Raw genomic sequence first — 16,658 nt, forward strand, 5'->3', positions numbered from 1 at the left:
ACCTGAGCTTCAGAGTTTCCTGACATACGACATTGGCATCGATGCGCACACTGCAAGGCGTTCAAATACGCAAACGCAGGAGCAGCATCATGGCAAACCTCGACTACCGTTCGACCCCGAAAACGGGGATCAAGTGTCGCAGCCTCCCGGTACGTATGGCTACCTGGTTGTTTGCAGGGCTGGTCGGGTGCGGCATTGGGGACGCTGATGCTGATACCACGGTGGCAACCGCGGGCGGCGTGGGCATAGACAGCAGCGGCACACGCAGCGGTGAAACCGTCAAGCTTGGTGCGACAGGGACCACCGGTCTAGCAGCCGGCGCTGGCGAAAACATCCAGTTCGATACTGGGCGAGTCGAAAGCAGTGCGCTCAACGCAGCTCAGGCCAAGGATCAGCTTGGCTTTCACGCCATGGACGGCGGCCATATCGCTGCGAGCGGTAGCACCGTGATGCTAGAGCCCAAGACCGCTGCTGGTGCTGTTTTCACCGCCAACGACATGACTGGTGTGAAGGTTGAGACCGGCGGTACGGTGACATTGACCGATACCAGTGTGGTGGTAGGGGGAGGGGCCAAAGGTAACAACAATCGCGGCGTGGTCATTACCGGACCGGGATCCGAGCTGGATATGCGTGGTGGTTCGGTCGGCACGTCGTCGTGGGGTGCAGTCGGTATCCTGGTCGAGGATGGCGGTTCGGCCTTCTTGAGCAATGGCGCCACCATGACCACTACCGGTGCGCGCAGCGCCGCTACCGGCGGCAGTCACGGCGTGCGTGTGACCGGGGCCGACAGCCAGCTGCATGGCCGCGACATCACGGTCACCACCAGCGGCGGTTCGGCGTACGGCATGCGTGTTGACGCCGGTGGCCGCGCCGAGCTGATTGACGCTACCGTCAATACGGCTGGCGGCAATGGTCACGGCGTATTGGCCGATGGCGCGGAGGTCGACATCGATGGCGGTGCCATCGGCACCACTGGCAAGGGTTCGGTCGGGGTTTGGGCGCGCAATGGCGCGACCATCGCGCTGAGTGGCACCGAGGTGCGGACCAGCGGTGCAGCCGTCTCGACTGCGTCACCCGTCGATGGCGAGAAAGCGCTGAGTCTGAGCCACGGCCTGCTGGCAACCGGTGTAGGCACCATCATTGCAGCGGACGATGTGTCCTTGCTGATCGGCGGGACCAGTGCCAGTGCAGCGCGTGCCGAGGACGGCGCCAGAATCACGCTGACCGACAGCGCCATCGACGTGAGCAGCGGTGCAACCAGTACGACGACCACCGCGGCACTGCACGCGACCGGCGCCGGCCAGATCGTTGGCTCGGGGCTAGCGGTGAACGCTAGCGGGGTTAACGTCGGCGGCGTTCGCGCCGAAGGCGCCGGTAGTAGCGTCATGCTGGACGACAGCGTGGTGGATGTCAGTGGCGCGGGCAGCGTCGCCAATCCTGCTGCCGCCGCGCGTGCCCTCGATGGTGGTCGTGTCGTCATCGACCACAGCACGCTGACCGCAGAAGGCCAATATGGCCACGGTGTGTCGGTGGAAGGCGCCGGCTCGCAGGCCGAGGTAAGCGACTCGGACATCAGCGTTGGCGGCAACCGCGCTATCGGGCTCAATATCACCGGTGGCGCTAGCGGTAAGGTCGACAACAGCCGCATTACGACCACTGCGGTCGCCGGCGCGGTCGGCCCCTTTGCGCCGGGCGTGCTGGTCGAAGGCACTGGCTCCCGCCTGATGCTGGACAAGAGCGACGTACACACCACGCAAAAATCCAGCCACGGCCTGCAGGTGTCCAATGGCGCCGAGGTTGCGATCAATAGCGGCTCGATCACCACCGATGGCAATTACTCGACCGGGATCGGCGCCGGCCATGCCACCGTGACCGCCAACAACGTCACCGTGACCACGCACGGCAACGACAATGCGATGGGCGTGGTGGCCAACGATGCGTCGACCGTCACCCTCAACGGCGGCTCGGTCACGACCACCGGCAGCGGCTCGCCGGTGCAGTCCAACATGACCTTCCCGCACGCCCTGGCCTCGCGCAACCCGGGTGCATTGTTGATCGCCAGCGGCACCAGCGTCCTGACCCTGGGTACACAAGCCTATGGCGCGGCGGTCGACGATGGCGGCAGCATGGTGCTGAGCGACCTTGCGGTGAAGACCGAGGGAGCGCATTCGATCGGCCTCTATGCCGGCATCGGCTCGATCAAGCCCGGGCAGGTGCGCCTCGACGCGAACAACGTCAGCGTGGAAACACTGGGCGACCATGCCGCCGGCGCGCTCACCAGCCGGCGTTATCAGCAGGGCACCGCCGTCTTGAATCTGGCCGACACCACCATTCGTACCCACGGCCTGCAATCGCACGGCCTGCAGGCGGAGTCCGGGGCGGCACTCAGCGCCAGCAATACGGTGGTTTCGACGACCGGCATCGGCGCACTGGGCGCTGTGGCCAACAATACGGCGACCATCGGGCTCGACGTGGTCGGTGTGGCCACCAGCGGCAACCTCGCGCACGGCGTGGTGGCCAAGCAGGGCGGTACGGTTGACGGTCGCGATGTCGTCGTCACCGCGAGGGGGGAGCAGGCCGCCGCACTGTATGTGCAAGGTACCGATGCACTCAAGGGCACGGCCAATCTCGAGAACGCAGTGCTGAGCAACCGCGATGGCGCGACCGTTGCCGTGGCCGGGGTCGGGGATGTCGCGCTGCAGAATGCGATCGTCGGCGGCAGCGGCCAATGGCTGTATGTGGACCGTTCGCTGGCAAGTGCGGGTACCGCGATTCCCGACATGGGCACCGGCCAATGGCAGGGCGTCGGCCAGTCGTTCGACAGCGTGGGGCGGGCTAAGGTTGATCTGGCGGGCTCGGTGGTCACTGGCTCGGCGAACACCGCAGCGAGCAGTAGGTCCACGGTCACGCTGCGCGATACCAGCATCTGGAAGCTCACCGGTAATTCCAATCTCAGCACCTTGAGCAACAGTGGCAGCCTGATCGACTTCAGCAAGCCGCAGGGCGGCCAATACAAGCACCTGACCGTCAACGATTACCACGGTGACAATGGCACCCTCGCGCTGAACACCTACCTGTACGGCGACGGCTCGCCATCGGACCGGCTGGTGATCGACGGCGGCAAGGCCAGTGGCGGCAGCAATCTGCGGATCAGCAACGCCGGCGGCGCCGGTGCGCTGACGACCGGCAACGGCATCATGGTGGTTGACGCCATCAATGGCGGTGCAACCGAGGCGCAGGCATTCCGGCTGCTCGCTCAGGTCAAGGCTGGTCCGTACGAGTACACCCTGCACCGTGCCAGTCTCGACGCCAGCAATGGCGAGGCCTGGTATCTGCGTTCGACCAAGGATGCTGTCGATGTGCCCGCTCCGATCAACGAAAGCAAGGACGCGGGTGGCGAGGTGCCGACACCGCCGCAAGTGCCGAATTATCGTCCGGAGACCTCGCTCTACAGCGGCATTCCGGCACTGGCGCTGCGTTACGGCCGGATGCTGGTCGACACGCTGCACGAACGGGTGGGCGAGGAGCGCCGCCGCTCGGTCGATCCGCTGCCGCCTGAGGATCGGGAGCGCTATGAACCGTCGCTGGGCTGGGGGCGGCTGATCTATCAGCGCGGTGACGACCGGTATGGTGCGGCGGAAGAAGACTATACCGTGCGAGCCATGCAGCTCGGCCTCGATCTGTACAGGGGCGACGCCGCCGATGGCAGCACCGATCAGGCTGGTGTTTCGGCCAATCTGGGCAAGATCGAAGGCCGCGTGACCCATGACGACGGCCGCCACGCGGGTGACAACCGGCTGCGTGCCTGGGGGCTGGGCGGGTACTGGACCCATTTCTGGCCAGCGGGCGGTTATCTCGACGGGGTGCTGCAGTTCAACCGCTACCTGGTCGAGGCGCAGCCAACCGACATGGCGGCACTCGAGACCCGGGGGCGGGGCGTGACGGCATCGCTGGAGGTCGGCTACCCCTACCAGCCGGACGAGCACAAGACGCGCTATATCGAACCGCAAGCGCAACTGATCTATTCACGCGTCCGGCTCGATGACGCCCACGATGCTGCCGCCGATGTCCGTTTCGACCAGGCCGATTCGCTCACCGGGCGCGTCGGTGTGCGCCTGCATCGCGACTGGTTCCGCGTGGACGACAACGGCAAGGTCTATCGTTCCAATGGCTGGATCAGGCCGAGCCTCTGGCATGAGTTCAAGGGCAGAGCTACGACCGCGTTGTCGTCGCGCGACGGCGCCGTTCCGTTCACCGCCGACATGGGTGGCACCTGGGGAGAGCTCAACGTCGGCTTCGACCATGAGGCCAGCAAGGACGCCACGCTGAGCGGAACGCTCGGTTACCAGCAGTCACTGGATGGCGACGGAAGCAGCTACGAGGCGATGATCGAGGCAAAGATCCGATTCTGACGCGCAAACCAGGCTGATCCGGTCCGGTGCAACATCGGTCCGGGTCATCGTTTGACGCTGGTGAGCTGGAGTTGCACCGTCACCGTCGTACCGACACCGGGTTCGCTCTGCAGCGTGATTTCGCCCCCCATCTGCTCGACGAAGCGCTTGCACAGTAGCAGACCGAGGCCGCTGCTCTCCCGACCGGCGTAGGTGCCGGTTGGCGGCTGTGGTGCAAAAATCCGGCTTTGCCGATCGGGCTGAATGCCGATGCCGCTGTCTTCGATGCGCAGCTCGATGGTGGTGAGCCCCCACGCCGCCGCTTTCATCGCAAGACTCGCCCGGATAGCGCCCTGATCGGTGAACTTAACCGCATTGCTGAGCAGATTGCCGAACAGGAGCCGGAAGCACCGCACATCGCCCCATACATCCGGTTGGCTCACCGCAGTGGTATTCAGCTCGAGCTGCAACCTTTTGGCCCCAGCTGGTGCCATCGCACCGGTAACCTCAAGGCCGAGCAGGTCAGCAAGATTGACCGGCTCCGGCTCAAGCAGCGAATTGCTGGTATCGAGGCGGATTAGCGCCTGTAAATCGTCCAGGAAAGCGACCATGCGCCGGAGATCGGTACGCAAATTCTCGGTGGCAGCATCCTGCGTCAAGGCGTCTTCCAGTACTGGCTGCAGGCGCTTCAGTGGTGCGCCGAATTCGTGGCCAACTGCGGCAAGCAGCATGCTCTTGCTGCGGTTGGCCGCCTCGGCGCGCGCGGTGATGTTGCGAAGTTCGAGGAGCAGCAGGTCATGCTCGGTCAAATCGATATTGCCGCACAGCATGCCAAGATAGCGCCCGTCATCGCTCAGATAAGGGCTTCCCCAGTGACGTATTACTTTCTCGCGCCCGTTGATGGTGATCGTGCCGTCGCGGATGTAAGGCTGGCGTGTGGCCGCCACGGCCATCAGTGCCTTGTGTATGCGCATCCGGATTTCGGCGGGGAGTTCCTCGGTGTCGCACAGGCGCAGGCCACGGATGTCTTTGAAGTCGACGCCCGTCTGAGTCAGATAATGGCGGTTGCAAAGCAACATCCGGCCTTCCGGGTCACGCACCGAGATCGCGTGCGGCAGGTTATCGATGATTTTGCGCAGCAGTGCCAGTTCGTGTTGTTGTGCATCGTGGAACGGTGTTTCGACCGATGTTGTAGCAGGCTGCCCTTCGATCAGTCCGTGCCGGCGGCCGATATCGACGATTTCGAGCAAGGAACCGGCTTGAAACTTGCGGGCCAGCCTGGTTTTGTAGGTGCTGACCGTCTTGTCACTGAGCGCCATCTGTTCTGCAATGGCCATATTGCTCATGCCCTTGGACAGCAGCTGTAACACGCCGAGTTCGCGTGCCGATAGCGCAGGTAGCAGCGCTTCGCCATTGCTGGTCGGTGCGGAGTGCTTGACCGCGGACAGCAGTTGATCCCGGAAATGGCTGTGGCCGTTCAGTATGGCGTGAATGGCCGCTTTCAATTCATCGAGCGGCGCACGCTTGCCGACGAAGCCTGAAGCGCCGGCGTCGAGGCAGCGTACTGCAAAATATTCGGAATCCTGGCTGGTGAAGACCAGCACGCGCGGGCCGGCAGTGCTGGAACGGATGCGCTGGATGACCTCGAGTCCGCCGAGTCGCGGAATGTTCAACTCCAGAATCACCAGTTCGGCCTCGGTGTACCGGGCCAACTGGATTGCGTCCAGGCCGTTATCCGCTTCGCCTACACACTCATGGCCGTCGGTTTCAAGTAGCAATTTCAGTGCATGACGTGCGATCGGCTGCTCGTCGACAAGCAGAATTCGGGCCATGCTCCATCACTCCTGCCCAAAAATTAATTCGTCAACTGTAAGTATTACATCAATTAATATATAAATTTATTGTGATTTTATTGTTATTAATCTGTGGTTTGGCATCAGTTCAGTGTTTGATGGCATCAGATTGGACTTCTTAAAAAGGGGCCGTCGTCAGTTGCAGGCGCACGGTTATCGAGCGGTGACGCTTCAATGAGCCCGGTTCAGCGCAGGCTTCCATGCTCACGTGGATGGTCGATGAAGCTGTCAGCGGCCGGATTGTCGATGCAGAGCCGGATGCGGAGCACATTGTTGCGCTGGCGTCGGGTGCTTCGGTTTGCTGGCCGAACGTTACAGTACTGTTCATGATGATTTGAACGCAATGCTGGCGCAGGCCAGGGTATTGGCGGCCTTGCCGAGACGCAGGAAATGCTCGACTTCTGCGGCGAGCACGGCATCACCGCCGACGTCGAGGTCATCCCGATGCAGGACATCAACGTCGTCTACGAGCGGATGCTCAAAAGCGACGTGAAGTACCGCTTCGTCATCGACATGGCGACGCTGCGAGGTTGAGCCGGCCCCGCGTTCTGGCGCGCACGCGGGGTTTCAGTGTCAGGTTCGAGCCGGCTGCCCGCACTGCTAGGCATACCGCACCTAGCGGGCCGGACGCTGATCGTCACCTTCGGCAACGGCGATGACGCATATCGCCATTCAGGAAGTACAGGACGGCAAGACGGCCGACTTCATGGAACAGGTCAGCGACGTGCAGTACCAGGGTTGAGCGCGGGCGTTTTCAGCGCCCGTCCCGCGACTCCGGAAAGGATGCCGCTCCGTCCGCCGTCAGCCACGGCACGTCGTGGGCTGTCCAGATATGCGCGGCGGGGCGCTGGCCCGGGTCGGTATCTAGCGTTGCAACCCGAACGATCACGTGCGGCTGCACGGGCCGTTCGGCGACGAGGTGGGTGCCGCAGCGGCTGCAGAAATGCCGCAGCTTGCCCGGTGACGATTCGAACGACGCCAGCAGCGCTTCGCCACGAAGCCAGCGGAAATGCTCGCGCAGGACGCCGGCGGTGCTGGCGTAGGGCGCGGCGTGCGCCTTGCGGCAGGTCTGGCAGTGGCAATGGACGATCGGCATGTCGAGCCCGTCGATCTCGTACGCGATGCCCTTGCACAGACAGGCGCCGCTTAGCGTGTCGGTCATCGTGGCGGTCTCAGCCGAACTGCAGCATTTCGCCGTCGCGATCAAAGGCGAGGAACTGGCCGACGTGGCCCTGTTTGATCATTCCGACCATCCGTTCCAGCGGCTCGCCCGCTTCGTCGCTGCTCGGTGCCCGACCGGCGCGGCCGCCGAGGCTGGCCACGAAACCGATGTCCCAGCTCTGCGCGATCTGCGTCGACTCGGCCTTGAGCTGGGCGAAGTCGGCGATTTCGGACGGCAGCTTGTCGACACACATCACCGGTTCCAGCGTGCCGCCTTCGCCGCGCTCGAAGCGGGCCTTTTCTTCTGCGCTTGCATCGGCCGGCAGTTCGGCACGGGTGAAGACGAACAGCAGCCGCTGCGGCTCGGGTTGCTGGCTGGCGGCGATCAGGAAGTCGGTGAAGCTGGCAATCTGCATGGGGCATCCTTGGTAAGGGGGAGGGGGGGGATATCGTGACACAGCTTGGGCTTTCACGGCATAGGTCAAAGGTAGGGCATGAAAAAGCCCGGCAACAGCCGGGCTGGTGAAGGCGATGACTGTGCTCAGTTGGTGAGCGCAGGGTAGTCGGTATAACCGTGTTCGGCGCCGCCATAGAAGGTGCTTTGATCCGGCGTGTTCAGCGCCGCGCCGCGCCGGAAGCGTTCGACCAGATCCGGGTTGGCAATGAAGGACCGGCCGAAGCCGATCGCGTCGGCGCTGCCGCTCTTGATACGGGCTTCGGCGCTTTCGGCACTGTAGCCGCCGCAAGTGATGATTGCGCCCTTGTATGCCGTGCGTAGCGCACTGCGAAAGGCGTCGGACAGCGGCTCGCCGCCGACCCAGTCCGGCTCGGCGATGTGCAGGTAGGCAAGGCCGCGCTTGGCGAACTCGGCGGCCAGATATGTCGCCATCGGTTCGGATTCGGCGTCCTTGATGTCGTGGCCGATGAAGTTCGGCGACAGGCGCACGCCGACGTGATCAGCACCGATCTCTAACGTAACGGCGTCGACCACTTCAAGCAGCAAGCGTGCGCGGTTTTCCAGGCTGCCACCGTAGGCATCGGTGCGCTGGTTGCTGTTGGTCGACAGGAACTGGTGCAGCAGATAGCCGTTGGCGGCATGGATTTCGACAAAGTCGAAACCGGCGCGCTTGGCTCGCGCGGCGGCGGCGGCGTAGGCGGCGACGATGCCCGGCAGCTCGGCGAGGTCGAGTGCGCGCGGCGTGTCGGTTTGCAGGTTCGCCGGCGTGCCGTCTTCCTGCACCACGAAGCTGTTGGCGCCTTCGGCGCGGATCGCCGACGGCGCGACTGGCGCCTGGCCGTTTTCCTGCAGCAGCCGGTGCGAAATCCGGCCGACGTGCCACAGTTGCAAGGACAGCTTGCCGCCCTTGGCGTGCACGGCATCGACGATGTCTTTCCAGCCGGCTTCCTGCGCGTCGGTATAGATGCCCGGCGTCCATGCATAGCCCTGGCCCTGGCGCGAGATCTGCGTCGCTTCGGTTACGATCAGCCCGGCGGTCGCGCGCTGGGCGTAATAGGTGGCGTTGAGCGCGGTCGGTACGTCACCCGGTTGACCGGCGCGCGAGCGGGTTAGCGGCGCCATGATCAGCCGGTTGGGCAGCGTCGTGTGGCCGACGGTCAGCGGGGTGAGCAGTTTGTCGATGGTCATCTTGAATCCTGAATGAGTGGGGACAGGTAAAGCGTGCAATCAGTCGGCGACGCGGACGACGAGCTTGCCGAAGTTCCTGCCTTCCAGTAGCCCGATGAAGGCTGCCGGCGCGTTGGTGAGGCCGTCGACGATGTCCTCGCGGAACTTCACCCGGCCATCAGCAACCCAGGGCGCCATCGCGTCGAAGAATTCCTGATAGCGGTGGCCGTAGTCGTTCCAGATGATGAAGCCCTGCATGCGGATGCGGCTTTTCAGCAGGTGACCCATCAGCAGCGGCAAGCGGTCCGGGCCGGGCGGCAGCGATTCGGCGTTGTATTGCGAAATCAACCCGCATACCGGCACCCGCGCACGGGCATTCAGCAGCGGCAAGACCGCATCGAACACCGCGCCGCCGACGTTCTCGTAGTACACGTCGATGCCATTGCCGCAGGCGGCGGCCAGATCGGCGGCGAAGCTCGGGCTGCGGTGGTCGACGCAGGCATCAAAGCCCAGCTCGTCGACGACGTAACGGCACTTGGCGGCCCCGCCGGCGATACCGATAACGCGCGCGCCCTTGAGTTTGGCGACCTGGCCGACGACCGAACCGACCGCGCCGCTGGCGGCAGCGACGACGACGGTTTCGCCGGGTTGCGGGTTGCCGATGTCGAGCAGCCCCATATAGGCGGTGAAGCCGGGCATGCCGAGCACGCCGAGCGCCAGCGATGGCTGCGTCAGCGCCGGATCAAGCTTGGTCAGCCCTTCGCCGTTGGAGATCGCGTAGGCCTGCCAGCCGGTGAAGGCGAGCACCAGATCGCCGGGCTTGAAGTCGGCATGGTGCGATTGCTCGACCCGGCACACGGTGCCGCCGACCATGGTCTCGCCGATCTCGAGCGGCGGTGCGTACGACGGCGCGTCACTCATCCGGCCGCGCATGTACGGATCGAGCGACAGGTAGAGCGTTTTCAGCAGTAGTTCGCCAGCGCCCGGTGCCGGCAGCGTTTCGGTTTCGAGGCGGAAATCGTCCGGGGTCGGCGCGCCTTTGGGACGCGAGGCGAGGACGATGCGTTGATTGGTCGTCATGGGTGTGCTCCGGTGGAGGATCAGAGGGCGGCTTCGAGGACTTGGCGGCTCAGCGCCGGCGTGACGTTCTGCTTCTCGCCGAGCGCGGTCATGCCGTGCGCTTCGAGCTGCGTGAGCACTGCGTCGACCGCTTCGATGCCGAGGCCGTAGCCCGCCAGCGTGGTTTTGACGCCCATGGCTTCGAAGAAGTCGCGGGTCTTGGCGATGGCGGCATCGATGCGTTCATCCTCGGAACCGTCACGGATACCCCAGACGCGCTCGGCGTACTGCAGCAGCTTGGCGTGCTTGTCGGCGCGGCGGGTTTGCAGCATGGCCGGCAGCACGATCGCCAGCGTTTGCGCGTGGTCGAGTTCGTACAGCGCGGTCAGTTCGTGGCCGACCAGATGCGTCGCCCAGTCCTGCGGCACGCCGGCGCCGATCAGACCGTTCAGCGCCATCGTCGCGGCCCACATCAGGTTGGCGCGCACCTGATAATCGTGCGGGGTTGCCAGTGCTTTCGGGCCGACTTCGATCAGCGTCTGCAGCAGGCTTTCGGCAAAACGGTCCTGCACCGGCGCGTCGGTCGGGTAGGTCAGATATTGCTCGATCACATGCACGAAGGCGTCGACCGCGCCGTTGGCGACCTGCCGCGGTGGCAGGCTGTAGGTCTTGGTCGGATCGAGCACGGCGAACTGCGGGAACACCTGCTGGCAGTGGAAAGGCAGCTTGGTCTTGGAGGCCTCACGCGTGACCACGGCGCCGTTGTTCATTTCCGAGCCGGTGGCCGGCAAGGTCAGCACCGCGCCAAGCGGCAGGGCGCTGGTGATTTTTGCGCCGCCGGTGGTGAGGATCTCCCACGCGTCGCCGTCGTATTGCGCGGCGGCGGCGACGAATTTGGTGCCGTCGACGACCGAACCGCCACCGACGGCGAGCAGGAAGTCGATCCGTTCGGCTTTGACCTGCGCCACCGCCTTCATCAGCGTTTCAAAGCGCGGATTCGGCTCGATGCCGGCGAATTCGAACACCGTGTGGTCCTTGAGCGCAGCGATCACTTCGTCATAGGTGCCGTTCTTCTTGATGCTGCCGCCACCGTAGAGCACCAGTACGCGGGCGCCGGCTGGCACCAAGGTGCTCAGATCGGTGATGCGGCCTTCACCGAAAACGATGTTGACGGGGTTGTAGAAGTTGAACGATTGCATGGAAGGCTCCGTAAAAATTAGACCGGTCGTCTAGTTGTCGGGTCAAAGAAACGGCACTTGTGGTGCCGTCGTCGGTGGATTCAATCCGTGAGCTCAGTCGCTCACGTTCAGCATGGCGCGGGTGGCAGTCAGCGCGGTTTGCAGCGCACTGTCGTCGCGGCGGATCTTGGTCAGCAGGCTGGCGCCCAGCCAGAGCTGGTAGAGCATCGCCGCGGTATGGGCCGGTTCGAGCACGGCCGGCAACGAACCGTCGGCCAGACCGGCTTCGATCAGCTTTGCCAGCCGGGCGACGACGCGATCGGTGCCGCTTCTGATCGTGTCGCGGATCGGCTCGGACAAATCCGAGACTTCGGCCGACAGCTTGACCACGAGGCATTGTTCCTCGCTGCGGCAGGTGCCCTGGGTCGACAGCCAGCTCTGCCAGTACGCCATCAGCCGGGTCTGGGCGCTGCGGCCGTCATCAAGAAACAGCGCGTCGAGCCACGTCAGATAGTTGCTGAAGTAGTGCTCGAACAGCTCGTTGCCGAACTGCTCCTTGGATTTGAAGTAGTGGTAGAACGAGCCCTTGGGCACGCCGGCGGCGGTCAGGATCTCGGCCAGCCCGACCGCGGCAAAGCCTTTGCCGAGGATGATGGCTTCGCCGGTATCGAGGATGTGCTGCTTGGTGTCGGGCATATCGTGTTTCATGGGCTGTACTTTAATTGGAGTAGACCGGTCGGTCTAGTGGCTGCGGCGTGAAAATCGACAGACGGTTTTACAGTCCGGTATCCCACGGCGGCACCTCGCCCCAGGCGGCACCGAGGAAATCGACAAAGCTGCGCACCTTGGCCGAGAGAAAACGCCGGCTCGGATAAACCGCCCATGCGGTGTATTGCGGCAGCGGATGGGTGGCAAGGATGCGCACCAGCCGGCCGTCGCGCAGCGCGTCGCCGACGAGGAAGCTCGGCTGCGCGATGATGCCGGCGCCGGCGATCGCCGCCTCGACCAGCACATCGCCATTGTTGGCGCGCAAAAAACCGTTGACCTCGATGTTCTGCGGCGGCGTGCCGGCGAACTCCCAGCTCATGCCGCGATCGGTGTAGCTGTAACCGAGGCATTGGTGGCGGCCGAGATCGCGCGGTGACGCCGGCGTGCCGAATCGCGCCAGATAAGCGGGCGAGGCGCAGACGGCAACATGAATCGGCGCCAGCGGACGTGCGATCAACGTCGACGCCAGCGCTTGGCGGCTGATGCGTAGCGCCAGATCGAAGCCTTCGTCGACCAGATCGACGACGCGGTCGTTCACCGTCAGCTCGATGCCGACCTGCGGCTGCTGGGCGCGAAACTGCGGCAACAGCGGCGCGAGATGGCGGACCGCGAACGAGACCGGCGCATTGACACGCAGCACGCCGCTGGCGATCCGGCTGGCGTGGCTGACCGCCGCTTCGGCCTCAAGCAGTTCGGCCAGCAGCGAGACGCATTGTTCGTAATACAGCCGCCCGGCCTCGGTCAGCGACATGGTGCGCGTGGTGCGCTGCAAAAGCCGCACGCCCAGATGCGCCTCCAGCTCGGCCAGCTGGCGCGAGACGGCGGTGGTCGATTGCGCAAGCCGCTCGGCCGCGCGGACAAAACTGCCGGCGTCGACCACGGCGGTAAACACTTGCATCGCGGCAAAGCGATCCATCGCTGCGTCTCCATTGTTGCAATTTACGGGATGATCATTTGCATAATCGCAGATTTATCCCGAGTTCGTCGTGGCCTAAAGTGCAACCACCACAACGCAATGCCCAACGCGATACGCGTACCCACTGGAGTCAACCAATGATCGACAACCGCACCGCACCCTATGCCGCCTTCCTGCTCCGCCTCGCCCTTGGCGTGATGTTTCTCGCCCACGGCTTCACCAAGCTGCTGGTATTCACGCTGCCGGGCACGGCGCAATTTTTCGCCTCGGTCGGCTTCCCGGGCTGGCTGGCTTATCCGACCACGTTCGCCGAAATCGGCGGCGGCGCCTTGCTGATTCTGGGCGTGATACCGCGCCTGGTTGCCGTGCCGCTGACCTTGCTGCTCGCCGGCGCATCGACGGTTCACTTCGCCAACGGCTGGGCGTTCGGCAATCCGAACGGCGGCTGGGAATACCCGGTGTTCCTGACCGTCGCCGCCGCAGTGCTGGCCTTGCTGGGCGACGGCAAGTTCACGCTGGTGAAAAGCCCCGGCTCGAAGTAAAGCCTGGCCGTTGACGATGAACCCGGGTGGCCGCAGCCGGCCATCCGCCACAAGGATCAAGACCATGACCCGTTTGCCCACCTTCTATGTTTCGCACGGCTCGCCGATGCTGGCGCTCGATGCCGGCCATACCGGCGAAGCTTGGGCCGGGATCGCCCGGCATCTGCCCAAGCCGCGGGCGATCGTCATGGTCTCGGCCCATCACAGCGCCGCAATCACGACCATCGGCTCGGCGGCGCGGCACGACACCATCCACGATTTCTACGGCTTTCCCGCCGCCTTGTACCAGCAGCGTTACGACACCCAAGGCGATCCGGCACTGGCGCAGCAACTGGCGCTGGGGCTGGAAGCCGCCGGCTGGCCCACACAGCGCGATCCGCAACGCGGGCTCGATCACGGCGGCTGGGTACCGTTGAAGTCGTTCTATCCGGCCGCCGATATTCCGGTCGTACCGCTGTCCATCAATGCGCGCCAGAGCCCGGCCTGGCATTACCGGCTGGGCCAATTGCTGGCCGCGCTGCTGCCGGACGATGTGCTGCTGATCGCCTCGGGCAGCCTGACGCACAATCTGTACGAGTTCGAGCCTGGTTTCGACGGCGCACCGGCCTTGCCCTACGTGACTGCGTTTCAGGACTGGATGCACACGCGGCTGCAAGCTGCCGATCTGGATGCACTACTCGACTATCGGCGGCAGGCACCCGAGGCGGTGCGGGCGCATCCGACCGAAGAGCATCTGCTGCCGTTGTACGTGGCACTGGGGGCCGCCGGGCCGGGGACGACGGCCGTGCGCCATTACGATGGCGTGACCGAACGCATTCTGGCGATGGATATCTATGGTTTCAATCGGTGAAAGAATGAGGTTGTCTGTCATGGACAGGTTTTATTGGGATGCCGGCCGGCGCAGTTTTGCGCCGGCTTTTTTTTTGCCGGTTGCAGTTCGGGCTGAAAGCCGACCATTGGCGGCAGGCAAGGCAGGTCTGCGGAGATAACCGGGCTGGAGGCACCGAACTCCAGCATCCGGTGCACGATTTTCCTGCCGGTCATACCGTTCCGGTATGCCGTATTTTTCTGGTTTTTATCCGGTAATTTTTCCCAAGTTACTGATATTTATAGCAAATATTTATGTGTTCGGAAGCCGCTTTATTCCTTTCTGGATTGGCATTCGGCATTGGATTCACAAAAAAATCGGATTGGCACCACCCGTTCGGGTGGTTATCGGAAATATCAATGGCATGCATTGATCCATGTCAATAAGAATTCTCTTATATGTTGTTGCTGCTCGCGGGCTTCTCTATTCTCCGGCCGATGACATGGCGATGTAATTAATACAAAAAATCCGTCGTCATTTTCGAATGTCGTTGTGTTTTCTTACAAAAATAGGGAAGTGGAGAGATGCATGAAAACAGGGGTCAATCGGGTTCTGTCGTGGCTTGTTCAGGTCGGGGTACGATCATGAAAATCACGACCAAACTGGTGCTGTTGAACGCAGTCGGCATTGCAACGTTTGCGCTGCTGCTGGCGACGGTGTTCTGGCGGGTTTCGCTGGTCAAGACCGATGCTCATGACATCACCAGCAATATCGTGCCGACGCTGGCGACGGTGCCGCAGATCAATCAGGAGTTCGCCGAGGCGCGGCGTCAGGCGCTGTTGTGGGCATCCGTGCCGCCGCAGGACGAAAAGGCTGTCCGCGAAAGCTTCCTCGTGACGCGGACGAGCCTGGCGAAGGCGCTGCACGGCTATGAAAAGGCGATCGAGCTCGATGCCCCGGACATCAAGGCGCGCGACACCGAGCTTTTCAAGGCGGTCGTCGATGCCCAGGCGAAGTGGGTGGCGCTGACCGACCAGCTGATGACGCTCGAAGGCACGGACGTACAGATCGATTTCGTGCGCAAGGTAACCAGTCCGGCCGCCGACAAGGTGTTTGCCGCGGTCTCCGATCTGGTCCAGTTCAACGTTGACGTGGGCAACCGGCGCAGCACGGAGGTCGCCGCCGACATCCAGACGCTGTACAGCATGGTGATTGCGATCGGTGCCGCCGGCTGTGCTGCGCTGCTGGCGGTCGGCTTCGTGATTTCCCGCAGCATCGCGCAATCGTTGCGCCGGCTGCAGCAGGAAACGGACGCGATCGGCAAGACGCTGGATTTTACGCAGCGCTTCGACGCCCGCGGGCGTGACGAAATCGGCGTGACAGCGTCCGCGCTCAACGGCCTGCTCGACGTGGTGCAGCAGAGCCTGGGGGCGATTGCCGGCGTCAGCCGCAATGTCGGCATGCGCGCCGGCGAACTGGCGACCAGCACGACCGAGCTGTCCGCCGCCAATGAGATGGTCAGCAGTTCGTCGTCGGCGATGGCCGCGGCGGTCGAGGAAGTCACCGTGAGCATTGCCCACGTGGCCGAGCGCTCGCAGGAAACCCGCGTGCTGGCGCAGCAGGCCGGCGATCTGGCTGCGACCGGCGGCACGGCGATCACCGATGCGATCGCCAAGGTCGACCGGATTGCCGAGCGCGCCAACATGACCGCACAGCAGGTCGAGGCGCTGTCGCACAAGGCCACCAATATCAGTACCGTGGTCACTGCGATCAAGGAAATCGCCGAGCAGACCAACCTGCTGGCGCTGAATGCGGCGATCGAGGCGGCGCGGGCCGGCGAGGTCGGTCGCGGCTTCGCGGTGGTCGCCGACGAGGTGCGCAAGCTGGCCGAACGGACCGGCACGTCGACACAGGAAATCGCCCTGACCATCGAGCAGATGCAGCATGAGGCGCAGCAGACGGTGACGGCGATCCGGCTGACCGTGGAAGAGGTCGCCGCCGGCGTGAGCCACGTGACGTCGGCCGGCGAGGTGGTGGCGCAGATCAAGGACAGCGCCCAGGCGGTTCTGGCCAGCGTCAACGATATTTCGGATGCGATGCGCGAGCAGAGCATGGCCAGCAACAGCATGGCGCAGGAAATCGAGAAGGTCGCGCAGATGACCGAGGAAACCAGCGCCAATGCACAAGGCACGGCCGAAGTCGGCGGGCAGCTGAACGACTACAGTCAGGATCTGCTTGGCATCGTGTCGCGCTACAAGGTCTGACGGCCAGCTTGGCGGGAGCGGCGGCATGGCGCAGGAGATCGATAACGGTCGCGCAGATGACCGGGAAACCACTGCCAGCGCACAAGGATTACCG

At 63.7% G+C, this 16,658-nt stretch carries 14 protein-coding genes; 6 read left to right on the forward strand and 8 right to left on the reverse strand.

The window, feature by feature from the left end:
- The first annotated feature begins 221 nt into the window (after positions 1-221).
- Positions 222-4,412 (forward strand): autotransporter outer membrane beta-barrel domain-containing protein, encoded by a 4,191-nt coding sequence (locus tag JLC71_RS03020; protein WP_200917205.1) that lies wholly within the window; start codon positions 222-224, stop codon positions 4,410-4,412.
- Positions 4,413-4,456: 44 nt separating this feature from the next.
- Here JLC71_RS03020 and JLC71_RS03025 read toward each other — a convergent pair whose 3' ends face one another.
- The gene (locus tag JLC71_RS03025) at positions 4,457-6,223 is read right to left on the reverse strand and encodes an ATP-binding protein (protein WP_200917206.1); all 1,767 of its coding nucleotides are present in this window, start codon (positions 6,221-6,223) and stop codon (positions 4,457-4,459) included.
- A 221-nt stretch (positions 6,224-6,444) separates the two neighbouring features.
- Here JLC71_RS03025 and JLC71_RS03030 point away from each other — a divergent pair, with 221 nt between their 5' ends.
- Together JLC71_RS03030 and JLC71_RS03035 are read left to right on the forward strand one after the other, a co-directional pair.
- Complete coding sequence (locus JLC71_RS03030) at positions 6,445-6,582, forward strand: hypothetical protein (RefSeq protein ID WP_200917207.1); 138 nt, start codon at positions 6,445-6,447, stop codon at positions 6,580-6,582.
- Between the two features lie 52 nt (positions 6,583-6,634).
- A complete protein-coding gene (locus tag JLC71_RS03035) occupies positions 6,635-6,778 on the forward strand; it encodes a hypothetical protein (protein ID WP_305066879.1) in 144 nt (47 codons plus the stop codon).
- A gap of 220 nt (positions 6,779-6,998) precedes the next feature.
- On the opposite strand, the gene JLC71_RS03040 is transcribed toward JLC71_RS03035, so the two are convergent.
- From JLC71_RS03040 to JLC71_RS03070, 7 genes are all read right to left on the reverse strand, one after another.
- Positions 6,999-7,406 (reverse strand): GFA family protein, encoded by a 408-nt coding sequence (locus JLC71_RS03040; protein ID WP_200917208.1) that lies wholly within the window; start codon positions 7,404-7,406, stop codon positions 6,999-7,001.
- Between the two features lie 10 nt (positions 7,407-7,416).
- Positions 7,417-7,821, reverse strand: a complete 405-nt coding sequence (locus JLC71_RS03045; protein WP_200917209.1) for a ribonucleotide reductase subunit alpha — start codon at positions 7,819-7,821, stop codon at positions 7,417-7,419.
- 125 nt (positions 7,822-7,946) lie between these two features.
- Positions 7,947-9,050 carry an alkene reductase gene (locus JLC71_RS03050; protein ID WP_200917210.1) on the reverse strand — a complete coding sequence of 368 codons (1,104 nt, stop codon included), beginning with the start codon at positions 9,048-9,050 and terminating at the stop codon, positions 7,947-7,949.
- 39 nt (positions 9,051-9,089) lie between these two features.
- The gene (curA, locus tag JLC71_RS03055; RefSeq protein ID WP_200917211.1) at positions 9,090-10,109 is read right to left on the reverse strand and encodes an NADPH-dependent curcumin/dihydrocurcumin reductase; all 1,020 of its coding nucleotides are present in this window, start codon (positions 10,107-10,109) and stop codon (positions 9,090-9,092) included.
- A gap of 20 nt (positions 10,110-10,129) precedes the next feature.
- A complete protein-coding gene (locus JLC71_RS03060; RefSeq protein ID WP_200917212.1) occupies positions 10,130-11,287 on the reverse strand; it encodes an iron-containing alcohol dehydrogenase in 1,158 nt (385 codons plus the stop codon).
- A gap of 93 nt (positions 11,288-11,380) precedes the next feature.
- Complete coding sequence (locus tag JLC71_RS03065) at positions 11,381-11,974, reverse strand: TetR/AcrR family transcriptional regulator (protein ID WP_200917213.1); 594 nt, start codon at positions 11,972-11,974, stop codon at positions 11,381-11,383.
- Between the two features lie 67 nt (positions 11,975-12,041).
- Positions 12,042-12,950, reverse strand: coding sequence for a LysR family transcriptional regulator (locus tag JLC71_RS03070; RefSeq protein ID WP_236250958.1), 909 nt, complete (start codon positions 12,948-12,950; stop codon positions 12,042-12,044).
- Positions 12,951-13,087: 137 nt separating this feature from the next.
- Between JLC71_RS03070 and JLC71_RS03075 the strand changes: the two genes are divergently transcribed.
- From JLC71_RS03075 to JLC71_RS03085, 3 genes are all read left to right on the forward strand, one after another.
- The gene (locus JLC71_RS03075; protein WP_200917214.1) at positions 13,088-13,492 is read left to right on the forward strand and encodes a DoxX family protein; all 405 of its coding nucleotides are present in this window, start codon (positions 13,088-13,090) and stop codon (positions 13,490-13,492) included.
- 64 nt (positions 13,493-13,556) lie between these two features.
- On the forward strand, positions 13,557-14,342 hold the full coding sequence (locus tag JLC71_RS03080; RefSeq protein WP_200917215.1) for a dioxygenase family protein: 786 nt from the start codon (positions 13,557-13,559) through the stop codon (positions 14,340-14,342).
- A gap of 602 nt (positions 14,343-14,944) precedes the next feature.
- Positions 14,945-16,564 carry a methyl-accepting chemotaxis protein gene (locus JLC71_RS03085; protein ID WP_200917216.1) on the forward strand — a complete coding sequence of 540 codons (1,620 nt, stop codon included), beginning with the start codon at positions 14,945-14,947 and terminating at the stop codon, positions 16,562-16,564.
- Positions 16,565-16,658: the final 94 nt, after the last annotated feature.

Origin of the sequence: Jeongeupia sp. HS-3 (assembly GCF_015140455.1) — a bacterium.
Classification (GTDB): Bacteria; Pseudomonadota; Gammaproteobacteria; order Burkholderiales; family Chitinibacteraceae; genus Jeongeupia.